Origin of the sequence: Jannaschia aquimarina, assembly GCF_000877395.1 — a bacterium.
GTDB classification, from domain to species: domain Bacteria; phylum Pseudomonadota; class Alphaproteobacteria; order Rhodobacterales; family Rhodobacteraceae; genus Jannaschia; species Jannaschia aquimarina.
Genome location: NZ_JYFE01000041.1, coordinates 110,627 through 122,913, shown reverse-complemented (window position 1 = coordinate 122,913; position 12,287 = coordinate 110,627). Strand labels below are relative to the sequence as shown.

General features: G+C 65.4%; 12 protein-coding genes. 1 reads left to right on the top strand and 11 read right to left on the bottom strand.

The window, feature by feature from the left end; all coding sequences use genetic code 11:
- Positions 1–25 precede the first annotated feature (25 nt).
- On the top strand, positions 26–865 hold the full coding sequence (locus jaqu_RS11165; protein WP_043919050.1) for a DUF1206 domain-containing protein: 840 nt from the start codon (positions 26–28) through the stop codon (positions 863–865).
- Between the two features lie 6 nt (positions 866–871).
- Here jaqu_RS11165 and jaqu_RS11160 read toward each other — a convergent pair whose 3' ends face one another.
- The 11 genes from jaqu_RS11160 to jaqu_RS11115 form a co-directional block, all read right to left on the bottom strand.
- Positions 872–1,954: a THUMP domain-containing class I SAM-dependent RNA methyltransferase gene (locus jaqu_RS11160; RefSeq protein WP_043919175.1), complete on the bottom strand. Its 1,083-nt coding sequence runs from the start codon at positions 1,952–1,954 to the stop codon at positions 872–874.
- 52 nt (positions 1,955–2,006) lie between these two features.
- A complete protein-coding gene (locus tag jaqu_RS11155; protein ID WP_043919049.1) occupies positions 2,007–3,821 on the bottom strand; it encodes an ABCB family ABC transporter ATP-binding protein/permease in 1,815 nt (604 codons plus the stop codon).
- A gap of 37 nt (positions 3,822–3,858) precedes the next feature.
- Positions 3,859–5,217, bottom strand: a complete 1,359-nt coding sequence (locus jaqu_RS11150) for a LysM peptidoglycan-binding domain-containing protein (RefSeq protein ID WP_043919048.1) — start codon at positions 5,215–5,217, stop codon at positions 3,859–3,861.
- Between the two features lie 186 nt (positions 5,218–5,403).
- On the bottom strand, positions 5,404–5,871 hold the full coding sequence (locus jaqu_RS11145; RefSeq protein ID WP_043919047.1) for a host attachment family protein: 468 nt from the start codon (positions 5,869–5,871) through the stop codon (positions 5,404–5,406).
- Positions 5,868–6,125: a hypothetical protein gene (locus jaqu_RS11140; protein ID WP_043919046.1), complete on the bottom strand. Its 258-nt coding sequence runs from the start codon at positions 6,123–6,125 to the stop codon at positions 5,868–5,870. Before jaqu_RS11140 ends, jaqu_RS11145 begins: the two co-directional genes overlap by 4 nt.
- Positions 6,126–6,233: 108 nt before the next feature.
- Positions 6,234–6,833 carry a superoxide dismutase gene (locus tag jaqu_RS11135; protein WP_043919045.1) on the bottom strand — a complete coding sequence of 200 codons (600 nt, stop codon included), beginning with the start codon at positions 6,831–6,833 and terminating at the stop codon, positions 6,234–6,236.
- Between the two features lie 55 nt (positions 6,834–6,888).
- Positions 6,889–7,398, bottom strand: a complete 510-nt coding sequence (locus jaqu_RS11130) for a sarcosine oxidase subunit gamma (RefSeq protein ID WP_043919044.1) — start codon at positions 7,396–7,398, stop codon at positions 6,889–6,891.
- Positions 7,391–10,336 carry a sarcosine oxidase subunit alpha family protein gene (locus jaqu_RS11125; RefSeq protein WP_043919043.1) on the bottom strand — a complete coding sequence of 982 codons (2,946 nt, stop codon included), beginning with the start codon at positions 10,334–10,336 and terminating at the stop codon, positions 7,391–7,393. The genes jaqu_RS11130 and jaqu_RS11125 overlap by 8 nt, the downstream gene beginning before the upstream one ends.
- Entirely contained in the window at positions 10,333–10,635 is a 303-nt protein-coding gene (locus jaqu_RS11120) for a sarcosine oxidase subunit delta (protein WP_043919042.1), read from the bottom strand. Before jaqu_RS11120 ends, jaqu_RS11125 begins: the two co-directional genes overlap by 4 nt.
- Before the next feature lie 33 nt (positions 10,636–10,668).
- Complete coding sequence (locus jaqu_RS21380; RefSeq protein WP_141134326.1) at positions 10,669–10,854, bottom strand: hypothetical protein; 186 nt, start codon at positions 10,852–10,854, stop codon at positions 10,669–10,671.
- A gap of 106 nt (positions 10,855–10,960) precedes the next feature.
- Positions 10,961–12,205, bottom strand: coding sequence for a sarcosine oxidase subunit beta family protein (locus tag jaqu_RS11115; RefSeq protein WP_043919041.1), 1,245 nt, complete (start codon positions 12,203–12,205; stop codon positions 10,961–10,963).
- Positions 12,206–12,287: the final 82 nt, after the last annotated feature.

The following is a 12,287-nucleotide window of genomic DNA, read 5'->3' as shown; positions in this document are numbered from 1 at the left end:
TCCGGTATACCTGCTGGAGACCGCTATGTCAGACTATCGCTGGGCAATTCCCGTCATGCGCGCCGGCTATGCCGGCCGAGGTGTCACGTATCTCGCCGTTGCCGGCCTTTCGCTTTGGGCGATCTGGCGCGGAGGCGAGGCACAAGGGACCGGATCGGCCTTGAGATCGCTCTCTGACAGCGGCTGGGGTGTCGCCGTCCTCTGGTTCGTGGCGATCGGCCTCTTCGCCTACACGATCTGGCGCGGGATCGATGCGGCCGAAGATCTCGAGGAATACGGCGACGATGCCGAAGGTCTGGTGTCGCGGGCCGGGATGATCGTGACCGGCCTGATCCACGGAGCCATCGCGGCACTTGCTCTCTCGCTCGCACTGGGCCTCGGCCTCTCGTCGGGCGGCGGTGAAGAAGACACCGTGTCCCGCGCGGTCGGCGCCGTTCTTGACTGGCCCGGCGGGCGCTGGCTCGTGGGCTTCGCCGCGACCTGCACGATCGGCAGCGGGATCTACTACATCCTGAAGGGATGGAAGGCGAAATACCGCGAAAAGCTCGCCGCCAACGAATTCACCCGCAACTACGATTGGGCCCTGCGCGCGGGCGTGATGTGCAACGGCCTTCTGATCCTCATCATCGGAGGCTTCCTCGCCATTGCGGCCTGGCGTGCCAGCGAGGCGCCCGCCGGCGGTCTGGGCGCGGCCTTCGACTGGCTCGCCTCTCAGCCCTTCGGGAACCTTCTTGTCGTCGCGATCTGCATCGGTCTATTGGGCTTCGCATTCTTCTGCTTCGTCAACGCCGCGTATCGGATCATTCCGCGTGTGCCGCACGACGATATCGAAAGCCTCGCTCACAAGTTGAAAGCGGCGTCCTAGGCCCGGTTAGAGCGCTGTCTGCCAAAGCCTCACCTTCAAGCCCCCGTGGTCGACATACGGCCCGGGGGCATCCCAATCGAGACCCGTCGCGCGGGCGAGCCCGTCCTCGCTTGTCACCATGGCGATCCGCCACCCGCCGAACCTCTCCCGCATGATCCGACCGAAGGTCCCGTAGAGCGGCTCTAGCCGGCGATCTCCGATCCGCGTGCCATAGGGCGGGTTGGTGATGACCAGGCCGGCTGCGCCTTCCGGCGGAACGACATCCGAAATCGACCGACATTCGAATGAACAGGACATGCCGGCCGACGCGGCGTTCTCTTTGGCGATCTGCACGGCTCCTGCATCCCGGTCGGAGCCATGGCATTTCAGGATCGACAAATTGACCGCGTCCATCGCGCGCAGCGCATCCCAACGGCCTGCATCGTGGGAGGGCAATCGCTCGAATGCGAAACCGCGCATCCGCCCCGGTCGAAGTCCGCGCGCAATCTCCGCCGCCTCGATGACGAAAGTGCCCGAGCCGCACATCGGGTCGAGGAGAGGTTCGCCGGCCCGGTAGCCCGCCGCCCTCAGAAACCCCGCGGCAAGCGTCTCTCGCAGCGGAGCGCGATTGACCCGCTGCTTGTAGCCCCTGCGATGCAGCGGCTCCCCCGATGTGTCGAGCGATATTGTGCAGATGTCGCGTTCGAGCCGGGCCAGGATGCGGAAGTCGTCCCCGGCCTCGGTCCCGCTCCGGGCCAAAGCTTCGCCGAGATGCCTCGCGACGGCGCCGCCGTGACTGGCGCGGGAACGGACGGACGTCGCGTCGACGGTCACGCCGACGCCGGCGGGCAGCCATGCGGACCAGTCGATTGCGCGAAAGCCAGCGATCAGGGCCGGAAAGCCGCGCGCATCGAACCGCGCGATGCGCGCCAGAACCCGCGAGGCGATCCGAGAGCGCAGGTTGGCGCGGCGAACCGCTTCCCAGCCGCCGTCGCATTCGACGCCCCCGGAGACCGCCTTCGGCCCCTTCAGACCGATCTCGCGCGCCTCGTCCAGCAGTTGCGGCTCAAGACCGGCCGGAGCGGCCAAAAAGACGGAGAGCGGTTCCATGTGTCGCGCCGTATCCAACTGCCTGCCCCGCGTCGAGGTCCCGACGCGGATCTCAGGCCGCATCGGCCTCCTCGGCCTGACGCGCCCACATCGAGGAATAGCGGCCACCCCGCGCCAACAGGTCGGCATGGCGGCCCTCTTCGACGATCACGCCTGCCTCCAATACGACAATCCGGTCCGCATCGACGACGGTCGACAGACGGTGCGCGATCGTGATGACACTTCGCCCCTTGGCCATGGCGCGCAGTTGATCCTGGATCTCGCGCTCCGTCTCGGAGTCCAGTGCCGAGGTCGCCTCGTCGAGGATCAGGATCGGCGGGTCCTTCAGGAGAGTGCGGGCAATGCCCACTCGCTGCTTCTCTCCACCGGACAGCTTGAGGCCACGCTCGCCCACCGTCGTCTCGTAGCCGTCCGGCAGACCGTCGATGAAGCTGCCGATCTGTGCTGCTGCGGCGGCGGCTTCGATCTCGGCGAAGGTCGCATCGGGGCGTCCATAGGCGATGTTGTAGCGAAGGGTGTCGTTGAAGAGGACGGTGTCCTGCGGAACGACCCCGATCTGCTCGTGCAGGCTTTCCTGCGTGATCTCGCGAATGTCCTGCCCGTCGATCAGAACCGCCCCGGAGCCGACATCGTAGAAGCGGAACAACAACCGGCCGAGCGTCGACTTGCCCGACCCGGACGGCCCGACCACGGCGACGGTCTGTCCCGGCTCGACCTCCAAGGTCAGATCGCGCAGGATCGGCCGGGCCGCGTCGTAGCCAAACTCCACGTTCCGGAAGAGGACGCGACCTTCCGTGACCCGCAGAGGCTCGGCGTCCGGGCGATCCTTTATCTCCGCCGGCTGTTCGAGAAGCCCGAACATCTCGCCCATGTCCACGAGCGCCTGCCGGATCTCTCGATAGACCGTCCCCAGGAAGTTGAGGGGCATCGTGATCTGGATCATGTAGGCATTCACCATCACGAAATCGCCAACCGTCAGCGTGCCGCGCTCGACGCCCACGGCCGCCATGCCCATCACGGCGATCAGCCCGGTCGTGATGATCAGCGTCTGACCGAAATTCAGCGCGCCCAGTGACCACGCGGTCTTGAGCGCTGCCTGCTCGTATTTCTCCATCGCGCCGTCGTAGCGCTGCGCCTCGCGCTGCTCGGCTCCGAAATACTTGACCGTCTCGAAATTCAGCAGGCTGTCGATGGCCTTCTGGTTCGCATCCGTGTCCTGCTCGTTCATTTCCCGCCGGATGCGGACCCGCCATTCCGTAACCTTGAAGGTGAACGCCACATAGACCGCGATCGTGCCGAGAACGACGACGAGGTACCGCCAGTCGAAAACGATCGCGAGGATCACCGCGATCATCGACAATTCGAGGATCAGCGGCCCGATGCTGAAGAGCAGGAAGCGGAGCAGGAATTCGACGCCCTTGACGCCCCGCTCGATGATCCGGCTGAGCCCGCCCGTCTTACGACTGATGTGGTAACGCATCGACAGCCGATGCATGTGCCTGAACGTCTGAGCGGCAAGCCTGCGGAGGGCGCGCTGCCCCACCCGGGCAAAGATCACGTCACGGAGTTGCTGGAACCCGACATTCAGCGCCCGGGCCCCGCCATAGACGACGGTCAGGGCAAGTGCGCCCATGCCCAGGGCCCAGGCCGGTGTCGGCGTGTCGGGCGTCAGCGAGTCGACGGCCGCCTTGTAAAAGAACGGTGTCGTGACGGCCACGACCTTGGCCAGGACCAATGCGAGGAGGGCAAGAACCACCCGACGTTTGACCCAGGCCTGACCGTCCGGCCAGAGATACGGCAGAACACGGCGGATGATCGACCATCCGCCGGCTGCGCTTTCGGAATCGGGGGTCTGGCTGCGCCGCATCTGGCGGACCCTATGGCCTGCGGTCGGGAATGGCTACCTAGCGATCCGCGCCGGCCGTTGGAAGCGTGATCACCTGCCCCGGATAGATCAGGTCCGGATCCCGGATCAGGTCGCGGTTGGCCTCGAAAATCTGGACGTAGTTGACGCCGCTTCCGAAATAGCCTTCGGAGATCGCCCACAGCGTGAAGCCCGGCTGGACCGTCACGACAGACACGCCCTCTCCCCGGTTCGCCGCGGCTGCGACGATCTCGGGCGCCGTGCGTTCGAATGGTGTCTCCACCCGGGACCGAACCGATCCCGCCTCGTCTATCTCGTCGATGCGGAGGGTATAGACCCCCTGCTTCACATCGGCGAGGGCACTGTCCCAGAGGCCGCTGGGATCCACGGTGCTGGTCTCACCGATCGCCTCGCCGTCAAGGTAGAGTTGGACCCGCGCGGACGGCTTCGCGCGCCCGGTCACGCGCACGTCTCCCGTGTCGTCATAGCTGATCGCGTCGATCCGGACCTCCTTGGGGGGCGCCTCGCTCTCGATTGCCGACAGCACACGCACACCGTCGGCCCCGGCGCGGAAGACGCGAGGCGCCTCCGGAGCGGTCCCTGACGCAGTCTGCAGGCTGTCCACTGGGGCCAAAGCCTCGTCGGGCGGCACGGAGGCCGCCTCCCGCGTCATTCGGCCCTCTGGGGCCTCAACGGGCCGCGCGTCGATGGTTTGGCCCCGGTCCGGTGCGTCGACGGCCGCGGTCTCGATCAAGGCGCTTGGCTTGGTGGTGTCAGGCACAGGATCGCCGCCAGCCGTCTCTGCCGGAGGCTCCGATACTGCCGCATCCATGGGTTCCGCCCCCTGCGGCTGTGACAGTGCGGCCCCGGCCGTCGGGCCCGCGACACGCGGCGCGGTCAACGGTGCGGATGCGACGTCCCTGTCGTCCTTCTCTCTGGGCGCGGGGGGCGCGACGATCACGCTGTCCCGCGCGCGGACGGTCCTTCCGTCCCCCCGCTCGACCTCGGCGGTGATGATCCGCGGCACGGTACTTTCGGGCAGTGTTAGGAAGGCGACAAAATTCCCGTCAACGTCGGCCGGTGCGCGTATGATCTCCGATCCGTCCAATAAAATCCGAACCTCCGACGAGGGGTCGGCGCGGCCCGCAACGATTGCAGCACCATCTGCCTCGACGCGGACGATCTCCAGAACGGGTGCGGGGTCGGCTGAGGCTTCTTCCTGTGCCGGCTGTTCGGCTGTCTCGGGGGCTGCCGGTCGTTTCGGCTCCGCCGCTTGAACGGGCGGGTCGCGGCCTTCTGTGCTTTGAGGGGTCAGACGCTCCGGCAGACCGTAGAGGACAGCGAACCCGATGGCGCCCGCCACGACGATGCCGGCCAGAATTCCCATACGTGCGGCCATACCCGACCCTTTCCACGAACAGCACTGCCGCGCTGCGTTCCCCGGCGGGAAAGGTAGCAAGCCTGACATATCCGGTCAAAAGAGATGGCGCGGCGCCTCGCAAAAGTGAGGCTGCGTGATCCCTTGCCCACGAAAAAGCCCGCCGGTCAGACCGGCGGGCATTATTTCAAGCTCACTCTTTTGCGGCTACGCGGCGCTGGATCCCTCGTGAAGATCTTCCGCCACGATACGTTCGATCTCGCCAAGAGGATGGTTTGTCAGCGTCTTGTCGATCGTCGCAACCAGCCGGTCGGCAACCTCTTTGTGCATCTCGTCCCGGACGACGCCCAGAACTTGCGGAGACGCGACGAGGACCAGCCGATCGTATTCACCTGCATGGGCCATCTTGTAGAGCCTGTCCGCCAGATCGGAGGCAAAGCGCTCTTTCTGAAGCTCATGAAAATCGGTCTCGTCGTAGGCCCGGCTGCCTGGCGCGTGGCTCTCTTGGACGCGGCCCCGACGGTTTTCGGTCTGCTCTCGGTCCGGCGGGTTGTCTTCGGTTTTCTTGCCGGCCACTTCCAGATGCGGGTTTTCGTCGTCGGTCTTGTTGATGAGGAACAGCGCTTTCTCGCTGTCCGTCACGACGACCAGGGTACCGTTCGTCAGCCTGGTCATTCGCGGTCCTCCGGATGGTTCATCTCGGCAGGGCCCTCACCGTTCCTGTTGCCGCCCTGGACCTCGTTGGTCTTCCCGATCCGCGTCACGCCGCGCGCACCTTGCGTATTGGCGCGGAGAAGAGCGTCCCGCGTCCCGACTTCCCGCGCGATATCGCCGCCCTGGCGCCCCTGATGATCGGGGGTCTTGGGCATGTCCTCGATGTAGTCATCGGTTTCGCGGGATCCGTCCTTCGAACGCACACGTTCCGTCATGGCTCGCCTCCTTGATAGGTTCAAAGGACGAACGCGCGGTGGAAAGCAGGGTTCCCGACGCAAAAGGGGCCCGCCCGGGCCCCTTTCCGTTCAGATCGGTCTGTCGCCTCACATCCGGGACGCGACATTCTCCCAGTTCACGAGATTGTCGACGAAGTTCTGGAGATAGGCCGGGCGCTTGTTGCGGTAGTCGATGTAGTAGGAATGCTCCCACACGTCGCAGCCCAGCAGAGCCGTTTGCCCGAAGCAGAGCGGGTTCACGCCGTTCTCGGTCTTTGTCACCTTCAGGCCGCCGTCGGTGTCCTTGACCAGCCAGCACCAGCCGGAACCGAACTGGCCGGCGCCCGCGGCCGCGAACTCTTCCTTGAACTTTTCGACGGTGCCGAAGCTTTCGGTGATCGCCTTCTCCAGCTCTCCGGGCATCGCGCTTTCGCCGGGACCCATCATCTCCCAGAACTGGTTGTGGTTCCAAAGCTGGCTGATGTTGTTGAAGATCCCGGATTGGGCCACCGCGCTGCTATCGTATGTGCCCTTCACGATCTCTTCGAGGGATTTCCCCTCCCACTCGGTGCCGGCGATCAGCTTGTTGCCGTTATCGACATAGGCCTTGTGGTGAAGATCGTGGTGGTATTCGAGGGTCTCTTTCGACATCCCCTTCGAAGCGAGGGCATCGTGGGGGTACGGAAGATCCGGAAGATCGAAAGCCATGTCGTGGACTCCTTGAAGTTGCGCTGCGCTTCATGTCGCCCGGTTTCGGCGAGGGTCAAGCCCTGAAAGCTGCCGGAAACGGCCCACGGGCCGCGTTCCGGAGCGCGGCCTCCACGTAGTCCTGAACCGACCGGAAACAGACCACACGATAGCGATCCCCTTCGTCCCAGCACGCCGCCGCGACCTGCGCCAGCCGGGTCCGTCGCACCTCTGCCTCGGCCAGCGCGGCAAAGTCGACCGGCATCAGCTTGGCAAGTGCCGCAGCGCGGTGCGGGCCGCTCACGTCGAAGACCGCACGCGCGTCCGTCACTTCAGCGACCGTCGCGAAACCATCCGAGAGAGCGGCCGAGAGCCGGCGCGCGAGCTCCGAGGCGTCATCCCGTCGGCAGGTCACAAGCAGCTCGTCCGGCGACATCCACAGACAGCGAAAATCGCCCGAAGCGGTCATCATCCGCGTGTCGGGTGCGTCGCACCCGGTGGCCGCCTCTACGGCCCCGGACAGCGTGGCCAGATCGCCTCGAAGGGTGATCATCCCCAGATCGGTGACGCGGGTGATCTCAGACATCCTGCCTCTCTCCCTCGCGATCGTAGAAGACCGGATCGACGATGCGGGCCTCCACGCGTCCGTCGCGCGGGGCGGTGAAGGTCAGAACCTCACCCATCCGCTCGGGGCCCCGGCGCACGAGGCCCATCGCGATGCCACGCCCGAGGGTCGGCGAATGGTAGGTCGAGGTGACCCGCCCCTGTACTTTCCGTTGTCCGTTGGCATTCGTGCCATCGTCGACAGCGTACGCCCCGTCCGACAGGACAGACCCGTCCAAGGTTTCGAGCCCCACGAGTTTCCAGCGGTCCGGATCGGTCAGATGAGTGCGCATCTGTCCCCGCTTGCCAAGAAAATCGTCCTTCTTCTTCGAAATGGCCCAGTCGAGGCCAAGATCCTGCGGAATGACCGTGCCGTCGGTTTCGTCGCCAATCATGATGAAGCCCTTCTCGGCCCGCATCACATGCAGCGCCTCGGTGCCATAGGGGGTCACGCCGAACGCGGCGCCTGCCTCGTGCAGCTTCTCCCACAGGGCAAGACCCTCCGAGGCCCGCACGGCAACCTCGTAGGACAACTCCCCGGAGAAGGAGATGCGGAACACCCGCACATCGTGGCCAGCCAAGGTCCCGTCGACCCAGCCCATGAACAAAAGCGCCTCCTTCGACACGTCAAGGCCGCCCAATTCCTCCAGCACGGCGCGGGCTTTCGGCCCCACAACGGCGATCTGCGCGAACTGTTCCGTCAGGTTGAGGGCATGGACCTTCCAGTCCCACCATTCGCACTGAAGCCAATCCTCCATCCATGCGTGGATGCGGTCCGCCCCACCGGTTGTCGTGTGACAAAGCCACTGATCTTCCGCGATGCGCGCGACGACCCCGTCATCCATCAGGAAGCCGTTCTCGTCGCACATGAGCCCGTAGCGGCAGCGTCCGACCTTCAGGTTGCTCATCATGTTGGTGTAGAGCATGTCGACGAGCCGCCCGGCATCCGGCCCGCTGACGAGGATCTTGCCCAGCGTCGAAGCGTCCAGCAAGCCGAGCCCCTCGCGTGTCGCGCGGACCTCGCGTGCGACGGCATCCTCTTGGCTTTCCTTGCCCTTCGGGTAGCAATAGGGACGCCGCCACTGTCCAACGGGCTCCCAATGGGCGCCGTGCGCCTCGTGCCAGCCATGGATCGGCGTCTTCCTCAGAGGCTGGAACAACTCGCCCCGCGCTTCGCCCGCCAGCGCGCCGAGAGTGACCGGCGTGTAAGGGGGCCTGAATGTCGTCGTCCCGACCTGAGGGATCGGCGCGTCCAATGCGCCGGCCAGGGTGGCGAGACCGTTGATGTTCGACAGTTTACCCTGGTCCGTCGCCATGCCCAGCGTCGTGTAGCGCTTGGTGTGCTCGACGCTCTCGAACCCTTCCTGCGCCGCGAGCCGCACATCCGAGACCTTCACGTCGTTCTGGAAGTCGAGGAAGGCCTTCGCGCGCAGCTCCGGCCCGGCCCCCTGCGGCATGAGCCAGACCGGCTTGATCGGTGCACACTCTTCCGTGGCGGCTTCGGGGGCGCCGTCCACGGTCGCAAGAACCTCGGCCGGCGAGAGGGCGCCGCTTGCCGCGCCGACGCATGTGACCATTGCCGTGCCGTCCGCCCCGAGCGGCGGGCGGTCCGGGTCGGGACGGAACATCGCGCGGGCGTCATCCCAGTTCAGCTTGCCTCCACAATGAGACCAGAGATGCACGACCGGCGACCAGCCGCCGGACATCGCCACGCAATCGCAGGCGATTTCCTGCAAGACGGCCCCTTCGCCAGCCTGGAGGCAGATTGCCACGCCCTTCACCCGGTTCCGGCCCAGGACCTTCGCGATCCCGCGTCCTTCGTGAATGCGCACGCCGCGATCCCGCACGGCGCGGATCAGGGCACTGTCCGCACCATCCCGCGCGTCGATCACGGCCGGAACATGGAGACCAGCATCCAGAAGCGTGATCGCAGTGCGGTAGCCGTCATCGTTGTTCGTCACGATGACGGTCCGGTCGCCGGGCGAGACACCGTAATTGACCATATAGTCCCGAACTGCCGAGGCGAGCATCACGCCGGGAACGTCGTTTCCCGCGAAAGAAAGCGGTCGCTCGAGCGCGCCGGTCGCCGCGACAATCCGGCCGGCCCGGACACGCCAGACCCGCTCGGCGGGACCGGCGCCTTTCAGCGCTTCGGTCAGCAGGACATACCCGTGATCGTAGACGCCCGACGCCTGCGTCTCGAGATGGAGAGACACATTCTCCATCTTTTCCAGGGCTTCCAGAGCGTCCTTCACCCAATCCGCCGCCGTCTGGCCGTCGATTTCAGCCCCGTCGACCACCGCGCGACCGCCCCAATGCGCCGCCTGTTCAACCAGCATCACACGCTCACCCCGGCGTCCTGCGGTCAGTGCGGCGGCCAGTCCCGCGATGCCGCCACCGGCGATCAGAACGTCACAGAAGGCGTAGGTATATTCGTAGCGGTCCGGATCCTGCTCCTGCGGGGCGGCACCCAGTCCGGCTGCCTTGCGGATGACGGGCTCGAAGAGGTGCTTCCAGAGCGGACGCGGGTGAATGAACGTCTTGTAGTAGAACCCGGCCGGTAGGAAACGCGCCGCCCAGTCGTTCACCACGCCGATATCGGTTTCCAACGATGGCCAAGCGTTCTGCGACGTCATCGTGAGCCCGTCTTCCGCAAAGGCGGTCGTCGCCCGAACGTTCGGCGTGAACGCCGCCCCTTCACCGACACCCAGCAAGGCGTTGGGCTCCTCCAAACCGGACGCGACGACCGACCGGGGGCGGTGATACTTGAAGCTGCGCCCCATCAAGAGGTGACCGTTGGCAAGCAGCGCGGATGCGAGCGTATCCCCCTCGAACGCACGGATATACCGCCCGTCGAACCGCATACCCAGAGGCCGGGCCCGATTGATCAACCGCCCACCGTCTCCGAGCCGGGACGTCATCGCACCGCCTCCATCGCCTTGACGATCCAGTCGGGCGGCCCGCCAGTCTGTGCCGGATAGGTTCCAAAGACCCGATTGGTCGCAGTGTCACGCGCCGCGATGAACCACTTGCCGCAACCGTAGCTGTGTCGCCACCGCTCCAGCGTCGGCCCCTTCGGATTGTCGCGTAGGAAAAGGTATTCCTCGAACGCGTCTTCGTCCGATCCAGGACCGAAACGCTTGAGATGCGCTTCGCCGCCGGGCGAAAGCTCGGTTTCCTCGACTGCGAGTCCGCAATGAGGACAGGTCAGCAAAAGCATGGGACCTCCGATGCGGAGGTCCGGATCTCCGACTTAGCGTTGCGACGCAGTCGCGCTGAGCGGCGCGTCGATTCGGACGTCCGGCGCACCGAACAGGCCGAGGTCGACCGGACCGGCGAGCAGCAGAACGCCGAGACCGATGGCCGCGACGACGACGCCGCCAAGCAGGAAGTTGAGGCCGCGCGGCCAATGCAAACGGGGGTGGGACTGATCAGACATGGGTAAACCGGGCAGACTGTTACCGACAGATGATCAATGTATACACCCTTCGGCGAGTTCCCGCCTAGTGTGGTAACACTTACCTTGGAAACAGAGTGTTCGTGCATCAGTGCGCGACCCCCGCCGCGACCGACTCGTCGATGAAGCGCCCTTCGCGGAACCGCTCCAGCCCGAATTCCGCCGTCAGCGGTGAATGGCCCTTGGCCATCAGTTCCGCCATGGCCCAGCCAGAGCCGGGGATCGCCTTGAAGCCGCCCGTGCCCCAGCCGCAATTCAGGAACATTCCTTCAACCGGAGTCTTCGACAGGATCGGAGAGCGATCGCCCGTGACATCGACGATCCCGCCCCATTGGCGCAGCATCTTGAGGCGCGAGATCATGGGGAAAGTCTCGACGAGCGCGCGCAACGTCTCTTCGATATGGTGGAAGCTGCCCCGCTGGGTATAGCCGACATACCCGTCCGTGCCGCCGCCGATGACCATCTCGCCCTTGTCGGACTGGCTCATGTAGCCGTGAACCGTGTTCGCCATCACGACGATGTCCATGCACGGCTTGATCGGCTCGCTGACAAGCGCCTGAAGCGGAACGGATTCGAGGGGGAGCCGGAACCCAGCCATCTCGGCCAGAACCGACGAATGACCCGCAACGATGCCGGCGAGTTGCCCGCACTCGATGCGGCCCCGCGTCGTCTCTACGGCAACGACCTTGCCGCCGTCGGTGTCGATGCCGGTGACCTCGCACTTCTGGATGATGTCCATCCCCATGTCGCTGCATGCCCTTGCATATCCCCAGGCCACCGCATCGTGACGGGCGGTCCCCCCCCGGGATTGCCAGAGCCCGCCCAGAACGGGGTAGCGCGGCCCGTGGATATTCATGATCGGGCACAGTTCCTTGACGCGCGCGGGGTCGACCCACTCCGTCCGCACGCCCTGAAGACCGTTCGCATGGGCCGTGCGTTTGTAGCCCCGTACCTCGTGGTGAGTCTGAGCCAGCATCAGCACGCCCCGCGGGCTGAACATGACGTTGTAGTTCAGCTCCTGGCTCAGCGTCTCGTAGAGGCTGCGCGACTTCTCGTAGATCGCCGCCGAGGGATCCTGGAGATAGTTCGACCGGATGATCGTCGTGTTCCGGCCGGTGTTTCCGCCGCCCAGCCAGCCTTTCTCCATCACCGCGACGTTCGTGATGCCGTGGTTCTTTCCCAGATAGTAGGCGGTCGCGAGGCCATGCCCTCCGGCCCCGACGATGATGACGTCATAGCGCCTCTTCGGCTCGGGCGACCGCCACGCCCGTTCCCACCCGTCGTGATACCGGGCAGCCTCTCGCGCGATGGCGAAAACCGAATAGCGTTTCATGGCCCTCTCCTAGGCCCTCCGTCTGGCGCGGTTTCGAAGCGTGCGAAAGCGCATGGGCGGCGCGTCGGGAGGGATTTGCGAC